Below are 17,341 nucleotides of genomic sequence, written 5' to 3' on the forward strand. Positions count from 1 at the left end.
TTATGGTGCAATAGACAAGCCCACACCAACGTCAATGCTTTGTAGAGGTAACCTTCTTGCGATGTTCTTTAATTCATTTGATATTTGATAAGCAGTCGCATTGGGATATTTTTCCCAGAGTAAAGCCACAATTCCTGCAACATGGGGCGTTGCCATACTGGTCCCTGAAATTGTCCGATATCTTGTAGGCATTGTCCAAGACGAATATACCATTACTCCTGCAGAAGCAATATCAATTTGGCCACTTGGGTTAATCGAACGATTTGAAAAATCAGCCACATTTAAATTTAAATCTAGTGCTGCAACAGCAAGGATGGATGGACAGTCTGCAGGGCTACTTACAGGACGGAACTGATTCAATGATCTCCTGCTATCATTTCCTGCAGCGGCAACCACCACAGTTCCGTTGGAGAGTGCAAACTGTGCAGCTCTTTCATAAGCCAAATCATAGGATTGTCCTGGAAAAACACGGGAACCCAATGACATGGAAATTACTTTACAGCCATTGTTGACAGCCCAAGTCATTGCATTTAATATCCAGGATTGTGCACCGCTTCCCTGATTGTTGAGCACCTTTCCAACATAAATGATAGCATCTTTTGCCACTCCATACCTCAGATTGTTATTGTCTATATCTCCACAGGCAGTCCCTATACAATGGGTTCCATGTCCATGGAGGTCTTGAACTGCTTCATTTGGAACAAAAGAGCAGGAAAAAATATTTCTATTATTGAAATCAGGATGGCTTAAATCAAGTCCCGTATCCAAAACAGCAACTTTGACATTTTTCCCGGTGTATTTGGAATTAATGACATTTGTTACATTAATGCCCCAAGTTGAGGGAGAATTTAATGATGCAGGTGCATCATCTGGTATATACACGATTTTTTCGGGTTCTAGAATGAAACCATTTGATGTTGATTCCAATAATCTGATTTGCTCACCTTCTCCACTCACTAAGGCGACTCCAAGTTCCTCGTAAATAAATGCATCAGCATCTTTTATTTTCGCTTCTGTTATTTCTTCGTTTTTGAAATCAGTTGAATTTGCAATTTTGAATCCCAATTTTGATTCAAATAATTTTTTGACATTTTCAAAAGTCTTACCTTCAGTCAGACAAATCAGGTACCTCCCAGTATATAATGGCTTTTCATCATTTTGACTCTCATAAACTTCCTTCATGAATTTTTCAAATGACTGTACATTATTGTTGTTTTCTTTGAGAAAAGTCTGCTTTCCTAGTATGGGCCTTTTCATGACTTTGAGTTTTGAAAGTTAGAGCACTTTACTTTTTTACGGGGTCAATTTTTTCAATATAGCTTAGGTCAGGTTTCCATGTGATTATTCCATTCTTTGAGCCTAAATCATAATTTATTAACTAAAGGCTAAAATAACTTATGTACTTCTATGAACGAGTATGGGCCAAGAAATGGTATCCAAATTAATTTTAAATCACCCATGGCAGGCTTTTCTCGGAAATTAGTGGTTTATAAACTGAATAAATTATTCTGGAAGTTATAATGTTATTTTTTTTGGTGCATGTTGTCTTTTATAGGACTAAAACCATATGCCTGCCCTTGAAATGTATTTGAGGAGGACTTTTATTGATTTTTATTCAAGACTGGAAAACTTATTCGGTAAATAATTTTTTTGACGGGTATTTTTTAATTCATTATCAGCATTAGATTAATCTTTCAAAAGTTTATTCTTATCCAAAAGAAAAATTTATTGAAAAAATTAATTTGGACCAATTCTGAACTTCATCGAAAAATAAAAAAATAAAATTCAGAAGATTTGGTCATTGATATATCAATCTTGCAGGCGGTGTTAATTACCAGGCTCTAATTGCAAATATTCATTTATCTCCTGAAAATATATGAAATTTTATTAGCCTTAATCCTTTTACTTAATTCCAATCGACAAATAATCTACTAAGCCCTTATGTTGACTAGGTAGATACTAGGAAGCTTTTTGAGAAAAGAAATTTTGAGAAACTCTTAAACTCATTAGTTTATTAGGGTTTTTGAATAATTCGGCCCTAAAAGGAACTAAAGTTTTTTCCTCTTTAAGGTAGTTAGTTTGAATTTGGAAAAAAATCACCTGTACAGGGGATTGTCCTTCTAACATATTTTTTAAAAATTACAAATCATAATCAATTGCAGAAATTTTGACAATTGGTGTCAATTATTTGATTTCCTAATTCATAAAATATAGATTGCCTAAAACATATTGTTATGAGGTTCAAAATCAATCTTTTCAAAACAGGAAGCCGGAATTTTCTTCCTATCAATTATCAATATGAGTTGTCCTCAGTTGTTTATAAAATCATCCATCAGGCGGACAGTGATTTTGCAAAATTTCTACATGGGCAAGGTTATCTAATTGGAGGGAAAGGCTTCAAATTTTTTACATTTTCCCACCTTAAGTTTGACAGATTCCAAGTCTATCCAAATGAGCAGCGAATTGAACACCATGGTGATTATGCCTATTTCTATATCAGTTTTTTGATCGATAAGGCTGCGGAAGAGTTTATCAAAGGTCTTTTTATCAAACAAGCTTTTGGTTTGGGGGATAAAATCTCCCAAGTGGACTATGAAGTCAGCAGTATAGAGGCATGTGCGCCACCGGTTTTTAAAGAAAAGATGATTTACCGCTGTCTTTCTCCTTTCCTTTTAAAGGAAAAGAGGGCAGATGGAGGCGAAAATTACCTACATCCTGAGCATGCAGACTATCTAAGATTACTAATAAATAACCTTAGCAGTAAAGCGCAGGCTTTGGCTCTGGCTGTTGACACTATGCCTTTGCCAGAAGAATTACCCGATGCATCCATTCAGGTTTTGAGCAAGGTGTACAAAAAAGGCGTGCGAATAAAGCAGCATACCCCTCAAGCCACCCAATTGATTGGCTATATGTATGAGTTTGAACTCAGTGCCCCGGTAGAACTGCACGAAATAGGCTACCATGCCGGTTTTGGGCATCTGGGTAGTCAGGGATTTGGCTGTGTTGAGGTGAGAGGAGGTGGAATATGATGGAGTTAAATGGATTTTTTGATGATGAGGGCAATAAAATTGACCCAATGACAGTGAAGAAGCCGAGTCTTTGCTTGCTATGCAAAAACAATGATACATCGGATAAAATCGAAAATACACTTTGTATGATGACAAGGTACGACCAAAGAAATGAAGAAAATTTTGAATGTGGAGCTTTTGACGAGGCTCTTAATTAATCTATATCCTTATGATTAAAGAACTAACACAATTCATAGATACTGTTCCAGATGTAATTAAAGAACGTGCGCTTGAGCCCAAGGCAGGTCTTCATATTCTCATAAAATTTGATCAGGAAGGTAATGCTGATATTCTTGGTAGTGAACGCTACCTAGGGAAAAAGCACGGTGAAACATCGCAATTCTTAAAGGAATGTACTAGAAAGCAGGAAGCAGCGTGGATGATAGATACTAATAAGTGTTTTGACTTACCTGCCAAAGGCATTCACTCTGCTAGCCCTTTTTGTGTAGCATTTAAAAGAGAATCTTGGATTGGTGGTGAGAAATACCCAACTGATAGTTCGAAACCTAATGTTTTAGAGCGCTTGGAAGGGTACTTTGCTAAAACATTCGATGAAAAGTTTAATCTGGATGATGCAGAGAGACAAAAGGCTATACAGTTCAAAAATTTCCTACAAAAGCAGTTAGATGAAATTATAAATAAACTACCAGCATATAAGGAGCTGGATGCTAGTGATTATATAGTTTTTTACAAAGATGAACCAATTGGAAAGTACATTGAATTTAAAGAACTATATATTGCTGACGGTCTTTTCAATACTTCTGAGTTCAATATTGAAGTAGAAGGACAGATATTGGGTACAAGTAATTTTTATAATGGATTTAATAGTAAAAAACCTTTTTTGACACATCAAACTGCAGCTTTCGATATCACCTGTAGAATAAGTAACCAAGAAGCCAAAGCACTTACGGAGTTCCAACTTTATGCCAACAAAAGGTTGTTACCTAATCCATTACCTATATTTATTGATGAACCAGAATTAACTCAGGATGCCATTAATATTTTCCACCGTGATGAAAACATTAAGCCTAATCATAGAGAAATCATTTCCGAACTATGGAAGAGAAAGGGAGACCTTGGTAACTACTATCTAATTTATTTTGCAGGAGGGGCAATCAAAGATTTTGATTTTGTTTCCAAGTTTAATTACCACCTCAATAAAGAAAAAGAAACTGATGGTAGCAATAAGCCTTGGAAGGTTGAAAATGTAACGGAAATAAAAGATAAAAACAAGTCGATGCAATCGACCATTGAGTTGCACTCAGTTTTTGACTTTGAGCGGGTGGTAATTCGGCAGCTTTTCAATAACTCGTTGGTCAAGGTGGATGAGAAGAAAAATGAAGTCTCTATGAGATACTTTGATGATATTGATGCAAAGTATTATCGTCCTGCCCTTTACACTTTAATTTTAAAATACAGAAAACCCATATACGATTTCATCTACAAATCCATGCGCAATGGGATTGGCAGAGTACAATTCGAAGATATCTGCATGACAGGTATTATGGATGACCTCAAGGAAAACAAAGACTATTCAATCAAGGCTAAGCTAAATTTATACTTTAGTCTGTATCAATATTTTGACACTAATAAAACAACTCAAATCATGCCAAGTAAGATAGAAGATTTAAAGCATCAACTGGCAAAAACACTAGATGATGTAGATGCCCATATTCAAACAGATGACCAATATGCTTTTGGGGCAGGGCAATTAATTTATTATTTATTATCAAAAAGTGAGGCTGGTGAAAGGACACATGCTGTGCTTGAGCCCTTCCTGCAAAAAACGAATCATTCACATTTTAATGAAGCAATTGCCAATACCTTAATGAGGTATAAGCATGCCATTGGATTTGACCAGAAAAGATTTAACAAGTTATCTTCTGAGATTTTGGGGTACATTCCAGAAACAGGGTTGCAAGTATTAAGACCCTTATTATTGGCAGGCTATTTCTGTCCAAATATTTTCTACACTAAAAAAACTGAATCACAAAACTAAAAATGTAAAATTATGAGCAAGTTTAATAAAAGAGCCTACGGAGCTGCCGTAATAAAAAGCATCAACTCCAATTACAATGCTGATTTCACCCATCAACCAAGAACTTTGCCTGACGGCCGTGTATATGCAACAGATAAAGCCTTGAAATATCTAGTAAGAAATTATCTTCAGCACGAGAGTGGGGAAAAAATTTTCTATTATAAAACGCTAAAGGAAGACACTCTTAACCCAAGATCTCTAGATGAAACCTATGTGAAATATTTTGGAGAAATTCCTAAAGGTGAAGGGAAAGGCGCAGAAAAAGATGCATCGGTAAAAAGGAAAATGCTAGGTAACCTGCTCCAATGTCTTGATGTAAGGCTTTTTGGAGGAACCTATGCTGGAGCTACTAATCTATCCATGCACGGACCTGTGCAATTTACACATGGCATTAATCAATTTGTAAGGGGAGAGATTTATTCTGAACAAATCATGTCTCCTTTTAGAAATTCTAATGATGACAAAGCAGACTCTGCTATGACTACCCTGGGTTCACAGTCAAAACTTAGAGAAGGTCATTATGTACATGGTGTATCGGTTAATTCAAAAAACCTTGAAATGCTTACACAGCTTTCGGGTACTGAAAATCATTTAAGTACGGATGATATTGAGAAACTTAAACTTGGACTGAGATGTGGAGCTACTTACTACAATTCCTCCGCAAAAGCTGGTACCGACAATGAGATGCTTGTGTGGGTTGAACTAAAAGAAGGTTCTAAACTGGTACTTCCTTCTTTTACTGAGTTGATTCAAGTAAAAGATAATGACAAAAGGGATATAGATTTAGCTGACCTATCCGGTTTATTAGAACAAAAGCATATTCTATCAGAGATTGAAAAAATTGAGGTTTTTTACAATAAAGCGACTACCTCAGTTATTAACCTTCCCAACGGTTCTATTGAACTAGATCTTTGATTATGGAAAAATTAGTTTCTATAGATTTATATGCCGATTTTGGATTCTTAAGGAAGCCTGATACCAATGACGGGATAGCAATGAGTTATAATATGCTCCACAAACCTGCTGTTATTGGGATATTTGGTGCTATCCTCGGATTGGAAGGCTATCAGAAAAGAGGTGAACTGCCCCAATACTATCAAGTACTTCATGACCTAAAAATAGGAATTGAGCCAATTGGTGCTGAAAAAGGAAATTTCCCCAAAACTACCATAGTATATACCAACACCGTAGGCTATGCAAATAGGGATGGGAATTTTATTGCCTATGAAAATACTTTGATAAAGCCTTGCTATAGAGTTTATATTTCTTTACCATCCGATCATTCGCTATATGACTACCTTAAAAGCGGTAAATCTGAGTATATCCCCTATTTAGGGAAAAATGAATTTCCAGTATGGTGGTATAAGGATAGTTTCAAGGAATATGACCTAAAACCTTTTGGCTTTGATCGAGAATTTCAAGTGAAATCACTTTTTCGTAAGCATGAAGGTGATATAAGCCAAAAAAACCAAGCAAAGTCTGGAACTTTCAGCTTGATATCAGAACTCTCTGCAATTAATGACGCATTTTTCTATTTTGAGCGCTTACCCATTGGTTTTCATGAATTTAAAACCAAAAGAGGTAAAGAATATCAATATGAAATGGCTTCATTTGTATTCTCAAATGCGAAGTTTGCTTCAGATTACAAACTCGAAAATCTCTACTCGATTAATTCGAGTGAGGTGGTTCAATTAAACTGATATGCGATCTTTCTCAAAATTGATATTGGAGCTAAAAGTCAAATCGGTATTGAAGGATTGGGAAAAGTATTTGGCTCACACTCCGGATGAAACATTGAGTGACCATATGGAATTGGTCGCACAATATTTTCAATTACTTATTGAAACCCATGGATTAGAACCCTTATTAAATAAGCAGTTTTCTAAGTTGGCAAGCAATGATGAAAATGTTGCTCAAATTGCTAAAAATTTATTTTGGCAAGCTATTCTGTATCATGACTTTGGAAAGGTAAATGAAAATTTTCAACGAAAACTTGAAAACATTGATTTATTCCCATCACAAAAAATTAATGGCATACAAAGTCAACACTCCGTTTTGAGTGCGTTTATTTTTGTTGTTCATCAACTTTCGGAATTAGCAAAAATTGAAAAAGAGTTAGGTGAACAAAATTTAAAATTACTTATTAAATGGATTATCGCACTTGCCCATAATATCATAAGACATCATAGCCCTCGTCTAGATGACTTGTCCAAAAAAGAAACCTTTTCCTCCTTGAACTTTGAGCTATGTACAAAATTAACTACATACTTAGATTGTTATCAATTCGAATTCAATCAAAGAATAATTGAAAACGTACCGCTAATTACTAACCAAATTGTTTCATTCCAAGAGTTAGGATTTGAGTGGTTTTCATTGATTCGCTTAAATTTTTCCCTGCTCACGGCATCTGATTATTATGCTACCTCACACTACTGCAATAAATGGTCAAAGTTATATAGTGAGTTTGGAGTACTATCTACTGAACAAAAAAATCGGCACTTTCAAAATTTGCAAGAAACCCAACCCCATAATAGGAATCTCTATTTAAAAAAGAAAGATTTTTACAGCCAACTATTGGATGAACTTCAGGAGCCTTCAAATACCAACCTAAACAAGCTGCGCTCTAAAATGGCTGCTGAAACGATTGAAAATATACGAATAAATGCAGATAAGAAACTTTTCTACATTGAAGCACCAACGGGAGGAGGAAAGACCAATATGGCTTTTATAGCCACTCAAGAATTACTCCAAGTGAATCCAGAATTGAATAAGGTTTTCTATGTGTTTCCTTTTACAACTTTAGTCACTCAAACACAGAAATCAGCAATTCAAACACTAGGACTGCAATCAGATGAATGGATGGAGTTGCATGGTCGGGCTGTATGGAAACAAAAAGAAGATCCTGAAAAAGATAAAGATGGACTGTTTGGTAACGAGCGACTTGACGATATCCACAATCAATTTGTAAACTATCCATATACCTTTCTCAGTCATGTTAGATTTTTTGATATTCTAAAAGCCAATGAAAAGAGCAGTATCTACTTAATGCACCGACTTGCAAATAGCATTGTTGTAATTGATGAAGTCCAAGCGTACAACCCTATACTTTGGGACAAAATGGCATATTTACTTCGAGAGTATGCAGAAGCTCTTAATATAAGATTCATTGTAATGTCTGCAACTTTGCCAAAGATTGGTGAACTAGCTGCTTCTGAATTCTGCTACCTTATTCCCAATGCCATCAAGCGTTTTTTTGTGAATCCAAATTTCGCTGGTCGGGTATGCTTTAGTGATGAACTACTCCAAAAAAAGCGTCCTGAGAAAGAAGAAAGGGAATCATATCTTGATTGGTTGGCAAAGGTAGTTTTTGAAAAGTCGGAGCAATACAGACAAACTAATGGTCAAGTTCGAACAATCATTGAGTTCATATTTAAAAAATCTACAAGTGAATTTGCAGTCATAGCAGAAAAATTTTTTCAAGATTATGAAATCAAAATTTTGAGTGGAACTATTCTAGAGCCGAGAAGAAAACAAATTATCGAAGAGCTTAAAAACGAAGAAAATAAAAGCAAAAATGTTCTTTTAATTACAACTCAGGTAGTTGAGGCGGGAGTGGATATTGATATGGATCTCGGTTTTAAAAACCGTTCCATTATAGACTCAGAGGAACAATTGGCAGGCAGAGTCAACAGAAATGTTAATAAGAAAAACTGCATTGTTTATCTCTTTGAACTTGATGATGCCTCAGTTATTTATGGTAAGGATAGAAGGTTTAAGGAAACAAGATCACATCTTGAAGATGAATACTTCGATATTCTTAAAAACAAGAGCTTTGATAGGCTTTATGAAAAAGTTAAGGAATGGCTAGGTAGTACCAATCAAGTAAGTAATTTAGCCGGAACAGCCTCTTCATATGAGAAAGAGTTAATAGGGAAACTAAATTTCCCAAAGATTGATGAAGAATTTACGCTGATTGGACATTCGAATACAAGTGTCTTTGTTCCACTTGATCTACCTGATGCATCTTCAGTTTTTTCGGATCAACAATTACAATTTTTAGAAGAATTTGGGGTAGAAATTTATGAGGATAAACTTTCCGGAGAAGCGGTTTTTAATCTTTACAAAAATTTGATTATCAGTTACTCAGAAAGTTTAACTTCTAAAAAAAGAAATCTGAAAATCCTTCAATCAATAATGTCTATGTACACATTCTCTCTCTTCTCAGAAAGTAAGGTGGTGAAAGAACTTATATCTGGCGGGAATCAGGAAGAGTACGGATTCCTATATTTAACTTCACACAAAGAAGTTTATGACATTCAAATGGGATTACAGGATCAAAAATTTAGTGAAATGATATTCTTGTAATAAAGTCATCATGATTATTATCCAAAATAATTAATCGGTTGTAAACATATGCAAATCAACGCCACCCTTATTAACCTTTATCATGTTTGCAAGCGCCAAATGTGGCTACATGCACATGGAATCAGGATGGAACACAATTCAGAGGTGGTAGCCGAAGGCAAACTTATAGGAGAAACCACTTACCAAGATCGGTCGCAGAAATATACTGAACTGCAAATCGGTAAAATTAAAATAGACTACTACGACAACAAAAACAAGGTTATTCATGAAGTGAAGAAGTCTAATAAAGCGGAGTATGCCCATATCGCTCAAGTGAAATTTTATAAGTATGTATTGTTGCAGCATGGTATTGAGGGAGCATCTGCTATATTGGAGTATCCAAAATTGCGCCAACGACACGTAGTTGAATGGGAAAAAGGGGATGAGTCAGTGGTGCAAAGTTGGATGATGGAAATCCAAAAACTTATAGCACAAGAAAACTGCCCTCCGTTAGAAAAAAAGAATATTTGCCGCTCATGCAGCTACTATGATTTTTGCTTTTCAGGGGAGTAGAGTACTGAAATGAAGGATGGGCTGGGCAAAATCGCTAATTAAAGGTTGTAATTTCATCTACTCAAGGATATCCATAAACTGTATGAAAAAAACCTACTATCTTTTTAACCCAGGACGACTAACCAGGAAAGACAATACGCTAAAATTCACGCCTGTTGATGAATCAGGAAAGGAAGGAATGCCCAAGTATATTCCAATTGAAGGGGTATCAGATCTTTATTGCTTTGGGAGCCTTGATGCAAATAGTGCTTTGTATAACTTCCTTGGCAAGGCGGGCATCAGTGTTCACTTTTTTGATTATTACGAGCATTATACAGGAAGTTTCCAGCCCAAAGAATATCTCCTAGCAGGAAAGATGCAGATTCAGCAAACCCTTCACCACTCAAAACCTGATAAAAGGCTCAAAATTGCCAAAAAATTTGTAGAAGGAGCCTCATTTAATATCAGTAAAAACCTGAAGTATTATCTCAACAGGGACAAGCCTTTGGAAAATCACCTTGAAAAAATAAATGTCCTAACAGAGAAAATAAGTTTGTGTAATCTAATCCCAGAATTGATGGGAATTGAGGGAAATATTCGACAGGTTTACTATGAGGCTTTTGACATTATACTTAATGAACATTCCATGGAGGGCAGAAGCAAGCAGCCTCCTTTAAATGAAGTGAATGCCTTGGTTTCTTTTGGGAACATGATGTGCTACACCATGTGTTTGGATCAGATTTACCATACCCAATTGAACCCTACTATAAGTTTTCTTCATGAACCAGGATACAGGCGTTATTCCCTTGCCCTTGATTTGGCAGAGATATTCAAGCCTATTTTGGTTGATCGGGTGATTTTTAGGGTATTGAATAAAAAAGAAATCCAATCTAAAGATTTTGATATCCATGTCAACAAAGTTATTCTAAAGGAATCAGGTAAAAAGGCCTTTATCAAAGCATTTGAAGAACGCTTGAATGAAACAATAAAGCACAGAACGCTTAAAAAGCATGTCAGTTACAAGCATTTAGTCAAACTGGAGTGTTACAAACTGAGCAAGCATTTGTTAGAAATTGAAACTTATCAACCATTCAAAATTTGGTGGTAAATCCAGTACCCAATGAAAATAAAAATTGAAATTAGTCAATAAGTCAGTTTGATATGTATGTTATTTTAGTATATGATATTGGTGAAAGGCGTGTGATCAAAATGCTGAAATTATGCAGGGAATACTTAAATTGGATTCAAAATTCTGTGTTTGAGGGAGAAATAACAGAGGTAAAACTTAAAGAGTTGATTTCAAGGGCCAAAAAATTCATGAAAGAGGAAGAGGACAGTTTGATAATATTTAAAAGTAGGGAGGAAAGATGGCTTGAAAAGGAAATAATTGGTCAGGAAAAAAATGATCTTGATACTTTTATTTAAGGGATTTGGTCGTCAACCTTCAAGTTTTTTTAAAAAGGCAAATGAAATCTTAGAATTTTTTTTCAAAAAACAGTGATTTTGTAGTGCAATCAAGGTTGTCAAACCCCAGTCAAAATCGAGGTATTTGAGGTCGACGATTAAAGTATAAAAATTTCTTTAGCAATAGGCCTAATTTTTAAAAATTAGACCTATTTTTATTGCCAAGGCCACGGCCATCAATCGCACCATACAGGAATTGAAATATTGAAGGAAACCAAAAAGACGCTGCAGACGGATGCCATCAATCGCACCATACAGGAATTGAAATATATTTATAATCATGTAATGTTAACAGGGAATAACCCATCAATCGCACCATACAGGAATTGAAATGGGATTATAACCGATAAAACACAAGTGGATGGATGGCCATCAATCGCACCATACAGGAATTGAAATTAACTGAGCCATCTGTTTCCAATGCTAAGTTCAACCATCAATCGCACCATACAGGAATTGAAATAGATCTGTCAGTCCTCCTGTGGATGGGCCTGGGCCACCATCAATCGCACCATACAGGAATTGAAATCTGATATCCTGTAATCTCTCCACCCTGATGTCCTCTCCATCAATCGCACCATACAGGAATTGAAATAATTTTTCTTAATGGCCGGCTGATCACCGAGCGGCCCATCAATCGCACCATACAGGAATTGAAATAGGCTTCTGAATCTCCATTCTTTTACCGCCCTTGTCCCATCAATCGCACCATACAGGAATTGAAATATGGTAATAGATGTTCCCTCCTCTATCCATATAACACCATCAATCGCACCATACAGGAATTGAAATTTTCTTAGGATTCTTACAGATTTAGCCATGGCCTCAACCATCAATCGCACCATACAGGAATTGAAATCCGTAAACCAGGTGCAGACATTCCCGAACCCCCCAACCATCAATCGCACCATACAGGAATTGAAATGTTCAAAAAAGGAAACCTCTATGTGCCAACCGAAGCCATCAATCGCACCATACAGGAATTGAAATACGATTTCAGCCGGGCTGTTTTTTTCAGAATCAACCCATCAATCGCACCATACAGGAATTGAAATCTGCATTTGCCGCAATTGAAAAACTTCAAGATGAAACCATCAATCGCACCATACAGGAATTGAAATTCCAGATACCTATCGATCTGTTGCTCAATTTGCCGGCCATCAATCGCACCATACAGGAATTGAAATTGTGTACTTTTTAATCAGATCCTTAACAGCGGAAACCATCAATCGCACCATACAGGAATTGAAATCCGATGGGTACTACTATGTGGTTGGCACTGACATCACCATCAATCGCACCATACAGGAATTGAAATAAGAAAAATTCGCCCAATCGCTGATTTTCGGAAATACCATCAATCGCACCATACAGGAATTGAAATTTGAAAAAGCAAACATTAAATTAAAAGAAGATGAGCCATCAATCGCACCATACAGGAATTGAAATTGGCATTAAGCATTTCCTTAAGAGCAATTTCGGACCATCAATCGCACCATACAGGAATTGAAATATCTTAGAGGCAATTTGTAAAGAACGCCCCCCTTTCCATCAATCGCACCATACAGGAATTGAAATATCGGAGATGGCGCAACAACAATAACTGACTTAACCATCAATCGCACCATACAGGAATTGAAATAAAGGATATATGACCCTTGATAAGTCAGACTTACAGACCATCAATCGCACCATACAGGAATTGAAATAGGTATGCAGAATACAAGTTTCTAAACAACCGTGTCCATCAATCGCACCATACAGGAATTGAAATAAGCCAAAATACAGTGATATTACGGCAAATGGATTGCCATCAATCGCACCATACAGGAATTGAAATACTTTTATTGATGCTTCTTTCAATGATAAGTACTTTCCATCAATCGCACCATACAGGAATTGAAATAGAATTGGATAATGAGATAAAACAATTGGATGCAACCATCAATCGCACCATACAGGAATTGAAATTGCTTTGCAACCGATCCAGCAGATGCCGAAGCAAAACCATCAATCGCACCATACAGGAATTGAAATAAGCAAAGAAGAATCTGGAAGCTGCCGATGCGATTAACCATCAATCGCACCATACAGGAATTGAAATTTGTTTTGTTTTCAGCAGTCTGCCCGGTTTGGGCTTCCCATCAATCGCACCATACAGGAATTGAAATACAACATCCAGCGCATCGGATTTATCATCATAACTTCCATCAATCGCACCATACAGGAATTGAAATTACACAATCAATGCCCCCGTACTATTTATAGTACACCATCAATCGCACCATACAGGAATTGAAATGAAACGCTGTAGAGAAAAAGTAATGACAAACCTAGACCATCAATCGCACCATACAGGAATTGAAATAAGCATCATGCAAGGTGCTTTCATCCCTCTTGGTGCCATCAATCGCACCATACAGGAATTGAAATATAATCGGATACCTGCTTCATTCTTACAAGACAAGCCCATCAATCGCACCATACAGGAATTGAAATAATCGTATTAAAATAAATTACAAGTCAAGATATTTTGCCATCAATCGCACCATACAGGAATTGAAATACACCTAAGATAAACATATTCGAAATCGGGGAACAGCCATCAATCGCACCATACAGGAATTGAAATTTGTCCACAATATTCCAGATCCTGCCCTTGTAGCCCCATCAATCGCACCATACAGGAATTGAAATAGTTTTTCCCGCACCTCTTCCACTTTGGCCCTCCCGCCATCAATCGCACCATACAGGAATTGAAATGCAATAGCGGCATTCAGTATGCCAATTGATGCCCAGCCATCAATCGCACCATACAGGAATTGAAATAGGTCAACCATGACATTGAGATCAATTTTCTAATTGCCATCAATCGCACCATACAGGAATTGAAATATGGCTAAGCTTATTTACATTAAAGTCATAGAGGACGCCATCAATCGCACCATACAGGAATTGAAATATGGCATGAACCAATTGTCCAAGGGAGGAAAAGAACCATCAATCGCACCATACAGGAATTGAAATATCTTTAATCTTAACCCTTATTTTTTTTGTCTTTACCATCAATCGCACCATACAGGAATTGAAATGGAGTTAAGGGATGCGGCAAAACAGGCCGGATTGGGCCTTCAATCGCACCATACAGGAATTGAAATAATATTGCCCTTGAAGGTTTCCTCGATTTTCCCGAAACCATCAATCGCACCATACAGGAATTGAAATCCAGCTTTAGACATTCTTACCCCAACCCAAGATGACCATCAATCGCACCATACAGGAATTGAAATTTTTTGTGTTTAGGGATTTTTCCTTCTTTCATGATCCATCAATCGCACCATACAGGAATTGAAATAGGGTAAACAATGGAGGGGTTGCGGCTGCAACAAGCCATCAATCGCACCATACAGGAATTGAAATGTTAATCTCATCTTCGCCTCCTCTTTTTGCCGGAACCATCAATCGCACCATACAGGAATTGAAATCAGTAATAGGAAAACTGCTTTCCAGAACCTACACTTACCATCAATCGCACCATACAGGAATTGAAATTGAACATTACCTTATTGGCGAAATTTGATTTTCCTGTCCATCAATCGCACCATACAGGAATTGAAATTACATTTTTTCCGACCATTTTCGGCTTTTTCGGTTCCCATCAATCGCACCATACAGGAATTGAAATACTCCCACCCTATTTTGAACCTAGGATCCTTTGCTCCATCAATCGCACCATACAGGAATTGAAATGTAGTCCATGGCTAATAAGAAGCTTTTAAAGGAAATCCATCAATCGCACCATACAGGAATTGAAATTTATCACTTAATAATGTTTGGAGTCCAGAACGCCCAGCCATCAATCGCACCATACAGGAATTGAAATATAACCTGGAGTGCATTTTCATAACTTCCGATTGCCCATCAATCGCACCATACAGGAATTGAAATAGTGATTTAGATAATTATCCGTTTCACCCGTAAGCTCCATCAATCGCACCATACAGGAATTGAAATTAAGCAAAGCCACCACTATAATCACTAACACAACTCCATCAATCGCACCATACAGGAATTGAAATACGTAAGGGCGAAGTTTACGGTACTTCCCGAACCATCCATCAATCGCACCATACAGGAATTGAAATATAATCGGCGAATCCCTTTCCCAACTTGGCCAGAAACCATCAATCGCACCATACAGGAATTGAAATATCTTTTTCTGGAAAAAGCCGCTTAGAGCGTCGATGCCATCAATCGCACCATACAGGAATTGAAATATGCCAAATCAGGAAATAGAACTCAGCACAATAAGCCATCAATCGCACCATACAGGAATTGAAATTATATTACAACACCCCGGCGGAACTCGAAGCTCTGGCCATCAATCGCACCATACAGGAATTGAAATAACTTATCCAATTTTTCCAACTGATCTATAGGAAACCATCAATCGCACCATACAGGAATTGAAATGCCTCGGTTGCACGATTGTCATTTCCACGCGTTCTACCATCAATCGCACCATACAGGAATTGAAATTATATTTCGTCCTTGTTATAAACGTGCCTTACATATCCATCAATCGCACCATACAGGAATTGAAATGTGAAAATCTGAACCTGTCTTTTTTGCGTCTCGATACCATCAATCGCACCATACAGGAATTGAAATCCGCATAATGTTGATGAATGGCATATTGGAGATGCCCATCAATCGCACCATACAGGAATTGAAATTATTTATTAAGGCCGTGTTAAGGTCCGAAGCGGTTTCCATCAATCGCACCATACAGGAATTGAAATACGCCATGACTATATTACCGGAATGGGCGAAGGGGCCCATCAATCGCACCATACAGGAATTGAAATAAGAAAAGACAGGCCCCAACAGTTGGGAAATAATTAAACCATCAATCGCACCATACAGGAATTGAAATTATTTAAGGTCCTGGATCTTGTTTTCATTCTCAATGCCATCAATCGCACCATACAGGAATTGAAATATGTATTTTGTTGATGAAAATGGTAATAGAATAGCCCATCAATCGCACCATACAGGAATTGAAATATGTAAGGCCTCAGTTTACGGTACTTTCCGAACCATCCATCAATCGCACCATACAGGAATTGAAATAAGAGTTTTATAAATTGGAGATAATTAGACTTGGTCCATCAATCGCACCATACAGGAATTGAAATATCCCTATGGCCCCAACGACCTTGCCGGAGCACTGACCATCAATCGCACCATACAGGAATTGAAATTTGATAAACTTCCGTAAAGCAAGATTTTTTGGAGTAGCCATCAATCGCACCATACAGGAATTGAAATAAGACAAACAATGGATATTAATAATAATTCAAGTGTCCATCAATCGCACCATACAGGAATTGAAATGTGCATATAGCTTATACAGGAGGAATGCATCAGGACCATCAATCGCACCATACAGGAATTGAAATCCTGTTCAGAATCAAGCATATTCATCTGGTTTTTTGCCATCAATCGCACCATACAGGAATTGAAATAGTACGCCAGCTAATAGATTTGCTTTACCCGGAGCACCATCAATCGCACCATACAGGAATTGAAATTTTTGCACCCGGTTAATATCGCTTATTTTAGCTACACCATCAATCGCACCATACAGGAATTGAAATTTGGCAAGTACCGCAAGGGTGCCAATAGAGCCTACTCCATCAATCGCACCATACAGGAATTGAAATTTTACTATAATAGATTATACAAGTGTTGAAGCTATTCCATCAATCGCACCATACAGGAATTGAAATGCACTTGGGAAATAAGCGCCGAGGAGCTTATAAAACCATCAATCGCACCATACAGGAATTGAAATTAAGTTCGTTTTCTGTCT

10 protein-coding genes and 1 CRISPR repeat array (1 of these 11 running past the window's edge) are annotated in these 17,341 nt (G+C 37.0%); of the genes, 9 read left to right on the forward strand and 1 reads right to left on the reverse strand.

The window, feature by feature from the left end:
- Window positions 1–1,257 (reverse strand): S8 family peptidase, encoded by a 1,257-nt coding sequence (locus CLV48_RS00550; protein WP_211299871.1) that lies wholly within the window; start codon window positions 1,255–1,257, stop codon window positions 1–3.
- A gap of 977 nt (window positions 1,258–2,234) precedes the next feature.
- Here CLV48_RS00550 and cas6 point away from each other — a divergent pair.
- From cas6 to cas2, 9 genes are all read left to right on the forward strand, one after another.
- Window positions 2,235–3,029, forward strand: coding sequence for a CRISPR-associated endoribonuclease Cas6 (gene cas6 / locus CLV48_RS00555; protein WP_106565301.1), 795 nt, complete (start codon window positions 2,235–2,237; stop codon window positions 3,027–3,029).
- Window positions 3,026–3,226, forward strand: coding sequence for a hypothetical protein (locus CLV48_RS00560; protein ID WP_106565302.1), 201 nt, complete (start codon window positions 3,026–3,028; stop codon window positions 3,224–3,226). The genes cas6 and CLV48_RS00560 overlap by 4 nt, the downstream gene beginning before the upstream one ends.
- 11 nt (window positions 3,227–3,237) lie before the next feature.
- The gene (locus CLV48_RS00565; RefSeq protein ID WP_106565303.1) at window positions 3,238–5,067 is read left to right on the forward strand and encodes a hypothetical protein; all 1,830 of its coding nucleotides are present in this window, start codon (window positions 3,238–3,240) and stop codon (window positions 5,065–5,067) included.
- 12 nt (window positions 5,068–5,079) lie between these two features.
- The gene (locus CLV48_RS00570) at window positions 5,080–6,021 is read left to right on the forward strand and encodes a type I CRISPR-associated protein Cas7 (protein ID WP_106565304.1); all 942 of its coding nucleotides are present in this window, start codon (window positions 5,080–5,082) and stop codon (window positions 6,019–6,021) included.
- A 2-nt stretch (window positions 6,022–6,023) separates the two neighbouring features.
- Window positions 6,024–6,806 (forward strand): CRISPR-associated protein Cas5, encoded by a 783-nt coding sequence (cas5, locus tag CLV48_RS00575; protein ID WP_211299872.1) that lies wholly within the window; start codon window positions 6,024–6,026, stop codon window positions 6,804–6,806.
- A 49-nt stretch (window positions 6,807–6,855) separates the two neighbouring features.
- On the forward strand, window positions 6,856–9,471 hold the full coding sequence (gene cas3 / locus CLV48_RS00580) for a CRISPR-associated helicase Cas3' (protein WP_170068970.1): 2,616 nt from the start codon (window positions 6,856–6,858) through the stop codon (window positions 9,469–9,471).
- Window positions 9,472–9,519: 48 nt separating this feature from the next.
- Window positions 9,520–10,023 (forward strand): CRISPR-associated protein Cas4, encoded by a 504-nt coding sequence (locus CLV48_RS00585; protein ID WP_106565306.1) that lies wholly within the window; start codon window positions 9,520–9,522, stop codon window positions 10,021–10,023.
- A gap of 82 nt (window positions 10,024–10,105) precedes the next feature.
- Window positions 10,106–11,110, forward strand: coding sequence for a type I-B CRISPR-associated endonuclease Cas1b (gene cas1b / locus CLV48_RS00590; RefSeq protein WP_106565307.1), 1,005 nt, complete (start codon window positions 10,106–10,108; stop codon window positions 11,108–11,110).
- A 53-nt stretch (window positions 11,111–11,163) separates the two neighbouring features.
- Window positions 11,164–11,427 (forward strand): CRISPR-associated endonuclease Cas2, encoded by a 264-nt coding sequence (cas2, locus tag CLV48_RS00595; protein ID WP_106565308.1) that lies wholly within the window; start codon window positions 11,164–11,166, stop codon window positions 11,425–11,427.
- 212 nt (window positions 11,428–11,639) lie between these two features.
- A CRISPR array of direct repeats spans window positions 11,640–17,341; the repeat unit is 30 nt; unit sequence CCATCAATCGCACCATACAGGAATTGAAAT; it runs 836 nt beyond the window's last position.

This window comes from Cecembia rubra (assembly GCF_003014575.1).
Taxonomy (GTDB): Bacteria; Bacteroidota; Bacteroidia; order Cytophagales; family Cyclobacteriaceae; genus Cecembia_A; species Cecembia_A rubra.